Source organism: Pedobacter sp. MC2016-05 (assembly GCF_026239735.1).
Classification (GTDB): Bacteria; Bacteroidota; Bacteroidia; order Sphingobacteriales; family Sphingobacteriaceae; genus Pedobacter.
In genome coordinates, this window is sequence record NZ_JAPIVT010000004.1 from 239,984 (window position 1) to 256,116 (window position 16,133).

General features: G+C 37.0%; 15 protein-coding genes. 5 read left to right on the forward strand and 10 right to left on the reverse strand.

The window, feature by feature from the left end; genetic code table 11:
- Nucleotides 1-65: 65 nt before the first annotated feature.
- Nucleotides 66-404 carry a hypothetical protein gene (locus tag OQZ33_RS08335; RefSeq protein ID WP_265798584.1) on the forward strand — a complete coding sequence of 113 codons (339 nt, stop codon included), beginning with the start codon at nt 66-68 and terminating at the stop codon, nt 402-404.
- A 123-nt stretch (nt 405-527) separates the two neighbouring features.
- Here OQZ33_RS08335 and OQZ33_RS08340 read toward each other — a convergent pair whose 3' ends face one another.
- From OQZ33_RS08340 to pdhA, 6 genes are all read right to left on the reverse strand, one after another.
- Nucleotides 528-1,205 carry a metal-dependent hydrolase gene (locus tag OQZ33_RS08340; RefSeq protein ID WP_265798585.1) on the reverse strand — a complete coding sequence of 226 codons (678 nt, stop codon included), beginning with the start codon at nt 1,203-1,205 and terminating at the stop codon, nt 528-530.
- A gap of 47 nt (nt 1,206-1,252) precedes the next feature.
- Entirely contained in the window at nt 1,253-1,558 is a 306-nt protein-coding gene (locus OQZ33_RS08345) for a YbaB/EbfC family nucleoid-associated protein (protein ID WP_265798586.1), read from the reverse strand.
- 103 nt (nt 1,559-1,661) lie between these two features.
- Nucleotides 1,662-2,894, reverse strand: a complete 1,233-nt coding sequence (locus OQZ33_RS08350; RefSeq protein WP_265798587.1) for a serine hydrolase domain-containing protein — start codon at nt 2,892-2,894, stop codon at nt 1,662-1,664.
- 68 nt (nt 2,895-2,962) lie between these two features.
- Nucleotides 2,963-3,514, reverse strand: coding sequence for a cupin domain-containing protein (locus tag OQZ33_RS08355; protein WP_265798588.1), 552 nt, complete (start codon nt 3,512-3,514; stop codon nt 2,963-2,965).
- A 362-nt stretch (nt 3,515-3,876) separates the two neighbouring features.
- A complete protein-coding gene (locus tag OQZ33_RS08360) occupies nt 3,877-5,541 on the reverse strand; it encodes a 2-oxo acid dehydrogenase subunit E2 (protein WP_265798589.1) in 1,665 nt (554 codons plus the stop codon).
- Between the two features lie 30 nt (nt 5,542-5,571).
- Nucleotides 5,572-6,567: a pyruvate dehydrogenase (acetyl-transferring) E1 component subunit alpha gene (gene pdhA, locus OQZ33_RS08365; RefSeq protein WP_056849234.1), complete on the reverse strand. Its 996-nt coding sequence runs from the start codon at nt 6,565-6,567 to the stop codon at nt 5,572-5,574.
- 975 nt (nt 6,568-7,542) lie between these two features.
- On the opposite strand from pdhA, the gene OQZ33_RS08370 reads away from it, so the two are divergent.
- From OQZ33_RS08370 to OQZ33_RS08380, 3 genes are all read left to right on the forward strand, one after another.
- Nucleotides 7,543-8,100, forward strand: a complete 558-nt coding sequence (locus OQZ33_RS08370; protein ID WP_056848253.1) for a C40 family peptidase — start codon at nt 7,543-7,545, stop codon at nt 8,098-8,100.
- Between the two features lie 97 nt (nt 8,101-8,197).
- Nucleotides 8,198-9,319, forward strand: coding sequence for a CapA family protein (locus OQZ33_RS08375; protein ID WP_265798590.1), 1,122 nt, complete (start codon nt 8,198-8,200; stop codon nt 9,317-9,319).
- A 15-nt stretch (nt 9,320-9,334) separates the two neighbouring features.
- Nucleotides 9,335-9,517, forward strand: coding sequence for a hypothetical protein (locus tag OQZ33_RS08380; RefSeq protein ID WP_265798592.1), 183 nt, complete (start codon nt 9,335-9,337; stop codon nt 9,515-9,517).
- Nucleotides 9,518-9,520: 3 nt separating this feature from the next.
- Here OQZ33_RS08380 and OQZ33_RS08385 read toward each other — a convergent pair whose 3' ends face one another.
- Both OQZ33_RS08385 and OQZ33_RS08390 read right to left on the reverse strand, forming a co-directional pair.
- Nucleotides 9,521-9,706 (reverse strand): hypothetical protein, encoded by a 186-nt coding sequence (locus OQZ33_RS08385; RefSeq protein ID WP_265798593.1) that lies wholly within the window; start codon nt 9,704-9,706, stop codon nt 9,521-9,523.
- 156 nt (nt 9,707-9,862) lie between these two features.
- Entirely contained in the window at nt 9,863-11,908 is a 2,046-nt protein-coding gene (locus OQZ33_RS08390; RefSeq protein WP_265798594.1) for a M13 family metallopeptidase, read from the reverse strand.
- 91 nt (nt 11,909-11,999) lie between these two features.
- Here OQZ33_RS08390 and OQZ33_RS08395 point away from each other — a divergent pair, with 91 nt between their 5' ends.
- The gene (locus tag OQZ33_RS08395) at nt 12,000-12,932 is read left to right on the forward strand and encodes an SPFH domain-containing protein (protein WP_265798595.1); all 933 of its coding nucleotides are present in this window, start codon (nt 12,000-12,002) and stop codon (nt 12,930-12,932) included.
- Between the two features lie 68 nt (nt 12,933-13,000).
- On the opposite strand, the gene OQZ33_RS08400 is transcribed toward OQZ33_RS08395, so the two are convergent.
- Complete coding sequence (locus OQZ33_RS08400; protein WP_265798596.1) at nt 13,001-15,193, reverse strand: carboxy terminal-processing peptidase; 2,193 nt, start codon at nt 15,191-15,193, stop codon at nt 13,001-13,003.
- Between the two features lie 250 nt (nt 15,194-15,443).
- On the reverse strand, nt 15,444-16,127 hold the full coding sequence (locus OQZ33_RS08405; RefSeq protein WP_265798597.1) for a hypothetical protein: 684 nt from the start codon (nt 16,125-16,127) through the stop codon (nt 15,444-15,446).
- Nucleotides 16,128-16,133 lie beyond the last annotated feature (6 nt).

Below are 16,133 nucleotides of genomic sequence, written 5' to 3' on the forward strand. Positions count from 1 at the left end.
AAACTTCATCCCGATTAATCAATTTTATATCAACAAATAAACGAGTAAAACAAAAAATTAAAGACATGAAAAAATTATTGAGTTTAATCGCAATCGCAGCATTTGGTTTAACTACAGCATTTGCACAAACACCAGCAGCAACGCCAGCTAAAGCTAAAACAGTTGTTAAAAAAGAAGTAAAAACTACTGTTGCACCTGTAAAAGCAAGTGTAAAATCGGAAACTAAAAAGGTAGAAACTAAAACGACTACCACCGCTGCAAAAGTTAAAGCTGATGGAACACCAGATATGCGCTTTAAAGAAAATAAAACAAAAGCTGTAACGAAAGTTGTTGGTCCAACAAAAAAAGATGGAACAGCTGACATGCGTTACAAAGCAAATAAAGCTGCTGCTAAAAAGAATTAGGTTTAGTTTTATAATTTGAAAGGGTTCCTGATGTAAAATCGGAACCCTTTTTTATTTTATCAAAATTTACATAAGCCACAATTTCCAGTTAATAAAAATCTGCAAATCTGTGGCTTACTATTTTTACACTGCTATTGTCTCTCCAACTTTTGGCAACAATAAGGTTTTGCTTTCTCTCTTGAATTTTGATACAGCCTCTTCCTCATCAATGCTGATCGGAGGAAAAGTATTGTAATGAACGCCTATGATTTGATCGCAGTTAATGTACTTTGCTGCAATGATCGCATCATCAACGTCCATGGTGTAATGACCGCCAATAGGCAAAATGGCATAATCCAACTTGTACAAGTCCGCCAAGAGTTTCATCTCAATAGTTAGTGCTGTATCGCCGGCGAAATAGATTTGTTTTCCGCCTAACTCCAATACAAAGCCGGCGGGATTGCCACCGTAACTACCATCGGGATTTGAACTGCTATGCACCGCCCAAACTGTACGTAGTTTACCAAAAGAAAGCTTCTGAACACCAAAATTGATATCAGTTACCTTTTCGATTCCTTGTTCTTTAATCCATTTGGCAACTTCAACCATTGCAATCACCTCTGCACCGGTTTGGTTGGCCAGCTCAACTAAATCTGCAACGTGATCACCGTGCCCATGACTAACTAAAATATAGTCAGCCTCAATTTTAGAGGTGTCAATATCTTTCGCTAAAGGGTTTGATTTGATAAAAGGATCAAAAAGAAATTTTTTGCCATCTGCCTCTAAAAGGAAGCAAGATTGGCCGTAATAAGTATATGTCATAACGTTTATAGAAGGTGAATATAAATTTAGAAGTAGTAAAACTTAATCTATTGACCAAACATTCCGCCCAAACCACCTAACATATCTTTGGCTGAGGCTTGCATTTCTGTCGCGCTCACTTCTTCGGCGTTAGCCAGAGCTTTGTTAATTGCCGTTAATAACAATTCTTCTAACTCTTCTTTATCTGCATTTTCCAAAAATGTTTCATTGATTGAAACGCCTGTTATGGCTTTGTTTGCGGTTGCTGTAATCTTTATGGCGCCGTTCTCCACCTCTCCAAAAACAGAAATAGTATCTAAACGCTTTTTAATTTCCTCCGCTTTTTGTTGCGCTGCTAATAATTTATCGAACATGATTTGTTGTTTTTATTAATAAGTTAAATTTACCTAAAATTGTTTTCGAACGCTATTATAAAAAAACCTCGCAGGTTTTTAAAACCTGCGAGGTCTGGATTATTTAATCTTCATCGCTTCCCGGCAAGCTGCCGTTCCCATGATAAGCACCTTTTCTAATGATCGGCATACCTAAATGTTTGTATAAATCGTCAAGATGCATTAAACTTCCGTTGGTCAAATTCCCCAGAAAAATTACAATAATATTTTTGTCAAGATCGCGAACGTAGATATGTCTGAAACCGTGCCACCAGCCTGTATGATAAACTACCTTGTCCATCTTTTCCCCATCAAACATCCGCCAACCATAACCATAATTAAAGTGCCCGTTAACAGGCTTGTTGCGACCAACATAAGATGAGTCAGTACTTTTTTTGCTAAGTAATCTTCCATTTTTTAGATACTTATCATAAAGCACCAGATCATGAACAGTGCTGTAAATTCCTTTGTCTCCGACTGGTCCATCTAAAAAATTTTGGGCAACAGAATATCTAAAGCTATTGCGATCATGCCCGACTACATCAACAGGAATTTTTTCATATTCGGTAGTGCTGTAAACGTGGGTATTCTTCATCCCTGCAGGTTTGAAAATATGCTCCATCATGTATTGAGAGAAACGTTGACCTGTAACTTTCTCAATAATTGCCCCTAATACCATAAAATTGGAGTTGTTATAGTGAAAGCGATCATCAGGTTTCACGTAACGATTTGGCTTGCGTTCTGCAATAACATTCATTACTTCTTGGTTACTCACCCCTTTTTTCATATTGCGTTTTTCCTTACGCCAAATGTCATCAATGAAATAGACATAATTCATCATTCCACTTCTATGTGTAAGCAATAGTTTTACTGTAATTCCATCATAAGGAAAATTTGGGAAGAACTTTTTTACGTTATCATTTAACGAAAGTTTTCCGGCCTCAACCAGTTGCATAATAGCGGTTCCAGTGAAGGTTTTGGTAATGGAAGCAAGCTCGAATTCAGAAGAAATTTTTAAACTATCGCGATGCAAGTAATCGGCCCAACCTATCGCTTTTTCGTACAGAATTTTGCCATCTTTAGCAACGAGCATATTCCCATTGAAGCCGTACTTTTTATGTAGGTTTTGTACAAAATCGGCGATCCACTTATCACCTTTGGCAGGGTCGTAGGCGATTAGAAGGCTATCTGCTTTATCATCTTCCTTTACACGGATTTTCGCATCGGCAGCTTTTTTATCTTCCGATTTTTTGGTGTTGCAGGCAGTAAATAGGGTAACAGAGAGCGCTAAAGCTGAACAGAAATATCTAAAATTCATTAATATTAAGGATAGTGTATTTAAAACCCGAAAATTAAAGAATTTTAGACGGTTAAATAGAAAGAGTTTTAAACATTTGCGCAATTCTGGTTATACCAGCACTCAAATAAATGACCCTTGCTACCATAAACAGGATCGTTATCTGGATTTTTCACTTTTTCAATGTCTTCATCTGCCTCTGGTCGTTCTTCAGGCTTACCATATTTTATGTTATATTCAAGCCCATTTGGGTAGGCACCAACTACTGTAAAATCTTCACTTGAATTCAATTTCATGTGTGCAACTCCAGCCGGAATAACGACAACATCGCCTTTATCCAGTTCGATGCAAACACCATGATCGCCTCCAAACTGTACTTCTGCTTTACCGCAAAAAACACCCATTACCTCGTGGGTATTGCTATGATAATGTTGATAATCGAAAATACCATCAACCCAGGCATTGGTATAGCCATTTTGCGCAAAAACTTTTTTAATTACTTCTTCTGTATCATCTGGATGAATCAAAAATGCGCCCTTATATATCATTAGAGGTAATTTGGCATTGTTAGGAAAGTTTCCATTTTCTTCTATTGTATGTGATACGAGATAGGCCTCTTGTATTAATTTTTCTTTGTCCATGATTGTAGGTTTTCGTTAATTAACAAAATAAAGAAGAAAGGGTTTAGGATTACTTCAAAAGCATTATCCAATTTACTTTAAATTCATTTTCGTTCCTATAATTATAGAAAGGTACAATGGTTACGTAGGCTAATTTATGCCATTTTTGTCCACATAAAGATAACGTGGGCCAATTATTTAATTTTTGGACCACGTTGTCAATTGCATATCATTAATATCTGATCTTATTAAAATGAGATTGCCTCAGCTTAAGAAAAATAAGCTTCGCAATGACGATAAGTGAAAAAAAAGCCACTCCTGTAAAGGAATGGCTTTAATATATTGCTCAGTTCGAAAACTGAAAATGATAAACTTTAAACTACTTACGCTAACAATCTAATCGGCTCTTCTAATAAACCTTTTAGCGTTTGTAAGAATTGTGCTCCAGTTGCACCATCAACCACACGGTGATCGCAACCTAAAGTCAACTTCATCACGTTACCTGGAACAACAGTACCGTTTTTAACAACAGGAACTTGTTGAATAGCACCAACAGATAAAATAGCACCATCAGGAGAGTTAATGATCGATGTAAACTCATCAATACCAAACATACCTAAGTTGGAAACTGTAAAAGTCGATCCTTCCCAATCTGCAGGTTGTAATTTCTTAGCTTTTGCTTTACCACCAAAGTCTTTTACTTCAGCAGAAATGTGCGATAAAGATTTACCATCAGCAAAACGAACTACAGGTACTAATAAACCATCTTCAACAGCCATAGCAACACCAATGTTAGTATGTTCGTTGAAACGAATTTTATCGCCACCCCATGATGAATTGACGGCTGGATGTTTTTTCAAGGCAACAGCAACTGCTTTAATTACGATATCGTTGAAGGAAACTTTAACAGGCGCAACAGCATTGATTGCCGTACGGGCAGACATTGCGTTGTCCATATCAATACTTACGGTTAAGTAAAAATGTGGCGCTGTAAATAAACTTTCAGCTAAACGTTTTGCAATTACTTTACGCATTTGCGAAACAGGTTGTTCTGTATATTTCACCTCGCCAACAAAAGTTGGGATCACTGGCGCAGCAGCAGTAGTTTTTTCAGCAGCAGCCGGAGCTGATTCTGATTTCGCCGGTGCAGCAGCAGGTTTATAGTTTTCGATATCTTTTTTAATGATACGGCCACCTTCTGCACTACCAGCAACTTGTGATAAATCGATTCCTTTATCTTTAGCAATTTTCTTAGCCAATGGCGATGCTTTTACGCGACTATCAGAAGAACTTTCTGCCACGGGAGCAGGTGAACTTGCTTCAGCAGTTGTTGCTTGTTTTTCTTCTTTCGGAGCTTCTTCTTTGCTTTCAGCTTTTGCAGCCGGAGCAGAACCGCCTGCTAAAATACCACTTACATCAGTTCCTTCCGGACCAACAATGGCGATAATGCCGTTAACTTTAGCCGCCTCACCTTTTTCTACACCAATGTGTAATAAAGTACCAGTTGCATAACCCATCACTTCCATAGTTGCCTTATCGGTTTCTACATCCGCTAAAACATCATCATCCTTAACCTGGTCGCCAACTTTTTTATGCCATTCAGCAATAACGCCTTCAGTCATGGTATCGCTTAGCAAAGGCATACGAATTACGGTAACGCCTTTTGCTGCTAATTCTTCTTCGCTTAAACCACCACCTTGAGCAGGGGCAGCTTCTTCTTTTTTCTCTTCAGCCTTTGGTGCTTCAGCGCTTTCTGCTTTCGGAGCTTCGCCGCCTTTTTCAGCATCTAACGCTGCCTGAAAATCTTCACCTTCTTTACCAATAACGGCCATAACAGCATCAACAGGAACAGCTTCACCTTCTTTTACACCAACGTATAAAAGTGTACCATCCCAATAAGATTCCATGTCCATTGTTGCTTTGTCAGTTTCTACTTCTGCCAAAACATCGCCGCTTTTCACTTTATCGCCCACTTTTTTATGCCACTTCGCCAAAACCCCTTCGGTCATGGTGTCGCTCATTTTGGGCATTTTAATTACATCAGCCATTATATCTAATTAATTGAAATCTTTTTAAAATTAGTCCATTACGTAAGGGTAGTTCTCCGTCATATACACATCTTTGTATAATTCAGATGCTTCCGGCCAAGGAGATTCTTCAGCGAATTTAACCGCCTGATCTACCGTAGCTTTAACTTTAGCTTCTACTTCTTCAATCCAAGCTTGGTCAGCATACTTTTCTTTCAAAATAGTTTCTCTTGCCAATTCAACCGGATCTTTTGCTTTATAATCTTCCAATTCTTCTTTAGTACGGTATTTTGCAGGATCAGACATTGAGTGACCACGGTAACGGTAAGTTCTCATTTCTAAGAAAGTAGGTCCTTCACCTTTACGGGCACGTTGAATTGCTTCATCCATCGCGTTATGTACCGCAACTGGGTCCATACCATCAACCGGAGCACATGGCATATCAAAACCTAAACCAATTTTATAAATATCAGTCATGTTGGTGGTACGTTGTACCGAAGTACCCATTGCGTAACCATTGTTTTCGCAAACAAAAATTACAGGCAATTTCCACAACATAGCCATGTTAAAAGTTTCGTTTAGTGCACCCTGGCGCACCGCACCATCGCCCATATAACAAATATTAACGTTATCTGTTCCTTTATATTTTTCTGCAAAAGCAACACCAGCACCTAGTGGAATCTGACCTCCAACAATGGCATGGCCACCATAAAAATTATGTTCTTTGCTAAACATGTGCATAGAACCACCTTTACCTTTAGAGCATCCAGTAGCTTTACCATACATTTCTGCCATAATACTATCGGCACTAACACCTAAAGCCAAAGCATGAGCGTGATCACGGTAAGTAGTAATCATCGAATCGCCTTTTTGCATTGCAGATATTGCGCCTGCAACTACAGCCTCTTGTCCAATGTATAAATGACAAAAGCCACGAATTTTTTGTTGTCCGTATAATTGGCCTGTTTTTTCTTCGAATTTGCGCATAAGCAACATCGATTCAAACCATTTTAACCAAGTATCTTTATTTATTTCTACTGCACTCATTTTAGGATATTTGTTTTTTTGCGAGAGCAAATCTAATTTTTTTATTGTAATTTTTGGCACTTTTAAGTGTAAAAACATCATACACTTTCATACAATGGTACATTTAACAGTTGTTTTCTTATTAAAAGTTTTTGATACCGCCTATTTCGCTCAAATCATCGATTTTACGGAATTCAAAATCACAGTTTATCAAGCTATCGCTTTCAAATAATAGTAAAATTTAATTTTGCAAAATCCTATTAAGCCCTAATTTATTAATTTTTATTTGAAAGGCAAATACATATGCCTTTAGGTAAAAGTAGCCCCGCCATGCGCATTATCTTTTTTGTCATTTTTTATGATCAAAGGAAAGAATCTACAACAAAAAAGGATAATCGCTGCTGTCGGGCTTAAGTTGGCCTGGCTTTGTGCATGTGATTAAAGGTTTTAAACCACCCCCAACCCCTCCTTGAAAATAAGGAGGGGAGTAGGTTTATGCTAAGAATTTAATATGCTGTTATAAAATAGGGTTTGATGCACCAACCTAACATCTTCGAACAAAATACTGTTAATCAATGGAAACTCTCCTAATTTAGGAGGGGCAAGGGGTGCTTGTTTTTGAAAATTGTATTTTACCAAGAACAAATGAACCCACCAAGGTTCAAACCTGATAGAACGAAAATACTTTTATTGCTTTTGAAAGTTACTAACTCTATTATGTACTGGTTATTTAAAGTTAGTAACTTTGCAATAAAAGATTGTAGGGATAGCAGGGCTACCGGAATCGATGAAGAAAAAAACTTGCTTTTCGAAACAATTTTTGGTGTCTTATATCCGTTTCCTAACAAGCCGAAAACGTTGAAATGTTAATAACTTTCACTTTTTAACAAGTTACATTTGGATAACATTTGTATAATTAATACTTTTGGCAACCAACAATAAGCCCATGTGGTTTACGTTACTGTGTAAGTGAATACCCAAACATAACTGTATAACATGATTAAAAAATTTTTGTTTTCATCCCTAATCGCTATTTGCACGTTCTCAGCCGCATTTGCGCAAACAAAAACAAAAGAATCTGGTAAAGAATTAAACGATCCCGACAATTTAGCATCACAATATTTCTCGCAGGTAATGGGTGTTGCTGTAGATGCGACTTCAAACTTAAAATTATACAAGTTTGTTTACGAATGGATCGGAACGCCATATAGCTATGGTGGCAACACCAAAAGAGGCATCGATTGCTCGGCATTCACTAAAGCGATTTACGACAAAGTTTTCAACACTACCATCAGAAGAAATTCACGCGATATTTTTAGCATGGTAGATCCATTATCTAAAGATGATTTAAAAGAAGGCGATTTAGTTTTCTTCAAAATTAAAAGCAGAAGTATTTCACACATCGGTATTTATTTAGGAGATAATCGCTTTGCACATGCATCAAGTTCTCGTGGGGTGGTAATCAGTAACTTAAACGAACCCTATTACAGCCGCTATTTTTACAAAGGCGGACGGATTTTAGAATCGTTTAAAAAGGAATTCACAGTAGAATAAAGCAAATTACAATCTTAAATTTAAGTTTTTAGATTGAACACATACGATCCTCCTGAAGCAATTTTGGAGGATTTTTTTATACCTTATAAATTGATTAATGAAATTCTCGAGCAGCTTAATTTTATCATTTTTTGTCATATTCATTGTTTTAAGTTGTACCAATAACAAAGCACAGGTGGTTGCAGCTGATACAAAACAAGATACCATCATCAGGAAATTAAAAGATACCATTTCAATTACTGCTGTTGGCGATATCATGCTGGGCTCGGCTTTTCCTTCAAAAATTAACCTACCACCAGATGATGCCCTGAACAGTTTTCAGGCGGTTGATAGTTTATTGAAAGGCGACATCGTTTTCGGAAATTTAGAAGGGTGTTTCTTAGATTCGGGTAATTCAAATAAGTGTAATGGTGTTAACCCCAATAGTTGTTATGCGTTTAGAATGCCAGAACGTTATGCCGGTATTTATAAAAAGGCTGGCTTTAATGTATTGAGTATTGCCAATAACCATGTTGGTGATTTTGATACCAAAGGAAGAAAAAATACTGCAAAAGTTTTGGACTCTTTAAAAATCCACTATGCCGGACAGGTAAATAAACCTTTCGAAATTTTTGAAAAGGACAGCGTTAAATATGGCTTCTGTGCTTTTTCACCTAATGAAAATACAGTTTCTATTAATAAAATTGATAGTGCTAAAGCATTGGTTGCCCGCTTGAAAAAGCAGGTAGATATTGTTATCGTGTCTTTTCACGGTGGTGGCGAAGGCGCCAGATTTGAACACGTTCCACGAAAAAACGAAATATTTTATAGGGAAAATCGAGGTAATGTTTACAAGTTTGCCCATGCCGTAATTGATGCTGGCGCTGACGTTGTGCTTGGGCATGGACCGCATGTAACCCGGGCAGTAGAAGTTTATAAGAATAAATTCATCGCTTACAGCCTAGGGAATTTTTGCACTTATGGAATGTTTAGCCTGAAAGGCAACAATGGAATCGCACCCTTATTACAGCTAAAGATAAATAGTAAAGGTGATTTCCTTTATGCGGATGTAACCTCGATACAGCAGGATAAAGTTAACAGGCTAACTATCGATAATAACCACAGGGCATTTAAGCGAATAAAGGAACTAACTGATATGGATTTTATTGGACATCAATTAAAATTTGAGGACAATAAAATAGTAATGAAAGAAAATTTATCTGTTGACACTCAACCTTAGTCTCAATCTCAAATCATGAAAAAAGGATTACTTCTCCACTATATTATCGGTATAGCCGCAGCGATTTTAGTTTTAGCTGCAGCCTACTACATCAATCAAAATCCAAAGAATTTATTATCTGCAGGAATTATCATTTTAGCCGGATGCCTGGTTGCTTTTAGCCAATATCAAATTATAAAAAGCAAGAAGCAGAAATAATTTCTACGCTTCGTCTTTCGTGTTCTTCACCAAACCAATTCCAGAAACGAAGAAGATCAATCCAATTATACCGTAAACCAACAATCCTCTGGTTTGCTGACTGTGTTGTACAAATCCATATCCAGCATAAATTAATCCAATGATGCCTAAAATGGTCAATATAGTTCCGAAAGTGCGTTTAATATTCATAGTTTTAAAATTATCAGAGTAAATACAATATAAAGCGGTTTTTGTTTTATTCGTTACTTACTCCAAACAGATAAAAAAATAAAGCCACAGATTTTCAGCGTTTAAAGCTAATAATCTGCGGCTTAAGATTAATGATCTGGTTGAACTAACCTGTACTTACCAAACGCCTAACCTATTTGCTGGCGCAACATACATTTTTGCAGTTGTAGGAATATTAAAGGCCTTATAAAATGCTTCCATGTTATATACTGGTCCGTTAACTCTAAACATTTCTGGACTGTGTGGGTCTGTTTTTAAGCGAACCCGCATGCTTTCATCGCGATTTTTCATTCTCCAAACTTGGGCAAAGCCTAAAAAGAAACGTTGATCAGGAGTAAAACCCTCAATCTTGTCCATACCTTTTCCTTGCTTGGTTAATTTAAATGCATCATAAGCGATATTTAAACCACCTATATCCGCAAGGTTCTCACCTAATGTCAGTGCACCGTTTACATGTTGGTTATCTAAAAGTGTAAATTTATCATAAAACGCGGCAACCTTATCTGCTTTTGTTTTGAATTTGGCGGCATCCTCCTTTGTCCACCACTCTTTCAAGTTTCCGGCTGCATCATATTGTCTTCCCTGGTCGTCGAACCCATGAGTCATTTCATGCCCAATTACTGCACCGATAGCTCCGTAGTTAATTGCATCATCGGCGTTAAAGGCAAAAAATGGAAACTGAAGAATCCCTGCAGGGAAAACAATCTCATTAAAAGAAGGATTGTAATAAGCATTGACTGTTGGAGGTGTCATTCCCCATTCTGTTTTATCTACCGGCTTACCAAGCTTATCCATCATCTCCTTGTAAGCGTGTTTTTTCGCTGATTGGAGATTTGCAAAAAAGGTTGTTTTAGAGATCTCTACGTCATCGTATTTCTTCCATTTATCGGTGTAACCGATTTTTTTTACGAAGGCATTTAACTTCTCAAGTGCTTTCTTTTTGGTTTCGGCTGTCATCCAATCTACTTTTTTAATACGTTCTTCATACACCTTTTGAAGATTATCAACCAATTCTACCATTCTCTTTTTAGCTTCTGGTTTAAAATACTCTTCTGTGTATAATTGCCCTAAAAGGTCCCCTAGGTTAAGATCGGTGTTATTAACCATTGATTTCCATCTTTCCGTAGGTAACTGACGGCCTGTAAGCGTTTTATCAAAAAACTCAAATCTGGCATCTCTAAATTTTTGTGTTAATGAATAGGCATTTTCATTTAGAGCATCGAACTTTAATTTCTCCTTCCAAATTTGGATTGGCTGTGTTTTAATTAAGTTTGATAATGTTTGATAATATTTCGGTTGTCGAACAATAATGGTGTCTACGTTAGCGCCTAATTTGGTTAAAACAGACTTGACACTGAGATTTGGAAGCTGTTTTTGAAAATCGGAAACAGCAAACTTGTTATAATTTTTTTGAGGATCGCGTTGCTCAACAGGTGTAAAATGGCTTTGTGCTAAAGCCGTTTCGAGTTTAAGTATATCATTGGCATATTTCACGCCATTTACTGAATCGCCAGAAAGAGCAAATATTTTAGAAATGTACGCCAAATATTGTTCTCTTATTTTTTTAGCTTTTCCATCCTGATCAAGGTAATAACTTCGCTCTGGTAAATTGATGCCTGATTGATAGAAGATCAAAGCATTTTTTTGACTGCTTTTATCATCTGGCTCCACTCCGAAAACAAACAAATCACCTTCTCCATTCCTAAACCCTTCTGCAATAAAATTGATTAATTCGTTTGCATTTTTTATATTATCGATTTTGGATAACAAGGGCTTTATTGGCGTCGTCCCTAATTTTTCAATGGTTAAAGAATCCATTCCACTAGCATAGAAATCGCCTACCTTTTGTTCGGCAGTTCCTTTGGCTGCGTTGCTTTTAGCGGATTTTTCGAGTATATCCCTTAAGTTTTTTAAGTTATCGTTATATAAGGTATAGAAAGATCCCCACCCGGTTTCCGTTTTAGGAATCTGGGCATTTTTCATCCATTTGCCATTGGCATATAGAAAAAAATTATCGCCAGGTTTTACGGTAGTGTCCATCCCAGCAGTGTCAAAAAACACTGTTCGTGTATCTGTGCTACTGGTTGTTTGACGGCTTTTATCATTTTGACAGGCGGCGAGTAGCAACAGTGCCGCGGCTGGCAATAATAATTTATTTTTCATGTATATATTAATTTAGTTGCATAAATACTAAAGCTACAAAACAACCATGTAGTTTCTATGAATTTTTATAACTTCATAAAAAAAACTTATTATGCAATACACGATCTACATTCTCGGTTCCATCGCCATTATTATCTTGTTAAGCTCCTTTGTTACCGTTAAACAAGGAACAATAGCTGTAGTAACGGTTTTCGGAAAATATCGAAGGCAGCTTCGCCCTGGTTTGAACTTCAAAATACCGTTAATTGAACAGATTTACTCTCGTATTTCTATTCAAAACCGTTCCGTAGAATTATCATTCCAGGCAGTAACGCAAGATCAGGCGAACGTTTACTTTAAAGCCATGCTTCTATATTCTGTAGTTAATCAGGATGAGGAAACAATAAAAAACGTAGCCTTTAAATTTGTTGATGCAACGAATTTAATGCAGGCATTAATCAGAACTATTGAAGGTTCCATTCGTGCTTACGTAGCTACGCAAAAACAAGCAAACGTATTGGCTCAGCGTAATGAGATTGTACTGCATGTAAAGGAACAAATTGACCAGGTATTAGATGGATGGGGTTACCATTTACAAGATCTTCAATTAAATGATATCACTTTTGATGAAGAGATCATGCGTTCAATGAGTCGAGTGGTGGCATCCAATAACTTAAAGGCTGCTGCGGAAAATGAAGGTCAGGCTTTGCTAATTACCAAAACAAAAGGTGCAGAAGCGGATGGTAACGCCATTAAAATTGCCGCAACTGCAGAACGTGAGGCTGCTCAACTTCGTGGACAAGGTATTGCTTTGTTTAGAGAAGAGGTAGCAAAAGGGATGACCAATGCGGCACATGAAATGCAGCAAGCGAACCTAGACACATCGGTAATTCTCTTCACCATGTGGACGGAAGCCATTAAACAATTTGCAGAGTACGGCGAAGGCAATATCATTTTCTTAGATGGTAGCACCGAGGGAATGAACAAAACAATGAAGGAAATGATGGCTATGCAATTGAGCCAAAACCCGATTAAGCCTTCTTAATTTTTTTATATTAACGAAAGAAGCCCGAATAGATAATTCTAATCGGGCTTCTTTGTTTTGCTTTTGATTTATAGTTTTGGTGCTGTTGCAATTCCCAAATTCATCACATAATTACCAGATTGCTGCATAAAATCACCCATCACTTTTAAAGATTCATCTTCAATAAAATCAAAGGTATCTTGCTTCGTCACTTTTTCACCCTTCTTAATAGCTGGCAAGCCTCTCAACGCTCTTAATTCATTTTGTCGGGCTAAAGATTTTGCCTCCTGAGCATCACGCTCAGCCTTTAATTTATTCTCATTCAACGTTACCGATACTTCCGCATCACGTTTTTTCAGGTCAGCTATATCTTGTTTAATAAATTTAAAATCTAACGAGTTTGCTATACGCTGTTCGCTGTTTTTTATTAAACCAGCTTTAACTGCTGATAAATTAGCAACCGCCTTAAAGTTCGAACTCGGAATTACATCCCAAGGTAATGCAGATGGCTCTGTATCTTCTCCGATTTTATCCATTGGATAAAGCGATGGAAAAACAACATCCGGTGTTACACCCTTATGTTGTGTGCTGCTACCTGCTACGCGATAAAACTTCGCCATGGTTAGGTTGATCTGACCTAGATTAATATCAGCTGGATTTGCTCCGGTTGGAGAAGTACCAATAGTTTTATCTCTGGTAACTAAACCCGCGATTTTCTGAAGCATCCCTGGGTTAACTAATTTATTTAAATCAATTGACGATTGAACGGTACCTTTTCCATAACTCTGGCTACCCATAATGATTCCTCTGCCGTAATCTTGAATAGCTCCTGCAAAAATTTCTGATGCCGATGCACTTAAACGATCAATCATTACTCCGAAAGGACCATCCCATGCTACGCCAGATGTTTCATCTTCATCTACTTCAATTTTACCTCTTAAATCTTTAACCTGAACAACCGGGCCCTTATCGATAAATAAACCTGTTAATGAAATCGCTTCTACAAGAGAACCGCCGCCATTTCCACGCAAATCCATCACAATGGCATCCACTTTATCGATGTTTTTTAGTGAATCAACTAATTTTCTCACATCACGGGTAGTGCTTTTATAGTTTTTATCGCCAGAGTTTGCGGCTTTAAAATCTGCGTAAAAGGCTGGCAAAGAAATAATACCAATTTTATAATTTTTGCCATTTGAATTGATGGTTTTTACTTTCTTCTTAGCTGATTGATCTTCAAGGATAATTTTTTCCCTAACCAATTCGATAATCACAGGCTTAGAAGACATCTCTTTTCCGACAGGAATAACTTTTAACCGAACTTTTGTACCTTTTGGACCTTTAATTTTCGTAACAGTGACATCCAATCTCCAACCTACTACATCAACAAATTCTCCATCGCCTTGCGCAACTGCAATAATTCTATCCCCAGCGGTAAGTTGTTTTCCTTTAAATGCAGGTCCTCCTGGAATAATCTCCGAAATTTTAACAACTTCATTTTCGAGCTGTAACCTGGCCCCGATACCTTCAAAAGAACGAGACATTTCTTCGTTAAATTCAGTTGCTCTGGCGGGTACAAAATAGTTAGTGTGTGGATCAACTGATTCGGTAAATGCATCCATCAAAATTTGGAATACATCCTGATTATTAGTTTTCGAAGTTTGAGATTGAAGGTTTTGATAACGTTTTGTAAGTGTTTCTACGTTTTTCTCCTGTGCAGTGCCTGCCAAGTTAAGATTGATTAACTCATATTTCACTCTTTTTTTCCAGGTTTCATTTAAAGCAGTTGAAGAAACTGCCCATGGAAGTTTTTCACGGTCGTACACATATGTATCGTTTTGATTAAAATCGTACTTGGTTTTTATTTGCGCTAACGAGTATTTGAAATATTCGTTTAAACGTTTCGCATATACATTGTAAATATAAAATGGACCGCTTAAATCGCCATTCTTGAAATCGTCGTCTAAAGTAGTTCTGTATTTCTCAAATTCTTTGATATCAGAAGCAAGAAAATAATTTTTTCCCTGATCTAGGGCCTTTATATATCTATCTAAAATTAAGGATGAGATAGAATCGTTAATCTGGATTTTTTTATAATTATAACTCTCGATAAGATTTACAACTTCCTTTATTACGAGCTTCTGTTGCTCATCGGGGATTACATTAGTAACGCCTTCCACAATCGGCTGTGGCTTTGGGTCAGCATGGCAAGCCAGTACCGCCGCAGTAAAAATTACAAAAAATATTCTCTTCAACATCTCTTTAAACGATTTAAAATCCATTTCAATATTATATAGCCAATATGATACCATTTTAACGAAAAAACAAAAAAGAGACAGCATTATTACTGTCTCTTGTTAAAAGGCTATCAAATCTAGCTAAAAGCTTTTTATTTAACAATTATTAAATTTTAACGAAAAATGGAGGTAATTGTTTTGCCATTAGGCTGGTAAGTAATTCTGGAATAGAAATTTACAATTGAACTACCTTGTAACCCAAGTATGAGGTGAATGCAAAATAGTTTTGAGGAAACTACGATTTCTTTTGAGCCGTTTTATTTGCGATGGTTTCACGGGCATCGCTAATCTGACCTTTATATTGATTGGTTTTGATTGAGCTAGCTAACCATTCGGCTGTTTTCAGATCTCTTAAGGCAAGGGTAAAATCCTTTTTCTTTATTTTAACCTGTACAATTCCTAAAACCGATTCGATGTAAGAATTATTGCTTTTAAGTTGTTTGGCTAAAATACCTTGCTGGGTATAAAACCACATCGATTGTGTGTATTTACTGTTGGCAAGATAAACTTTTCCTAAAAGCTGATAGGTATTCATTAAACCGCTTCTGCTACCCATCTTCGAATAATTTTTGAGCGCAACATTTAAAAGAATCTGTTCTGCATCGCCGAAACGTCCCAATTGGTAGTGCATATTACTCATCTTGATGATGGCCTGACCATACTTGGTAAAGTTTTTAACGGCATTATATTCGAAAGCAGCTTTGCCAAATAGTGTTAATGCTTCATTAAAATCACCCTTTTTTTCTAAATCTTCAGCATCATCATAAAAAGAATTTCCATCTTCTAAATCGAACTTAGATACTGCAATAGTGATTGCACTTCCTGCATTTGGCTCCTGCATATCAGCTTTATCTATATTTTGAGCTTGTAGTTGAAATGACGCGAACAGGCTAAATAAAGCGAATAAATATTTGGACATGCAACA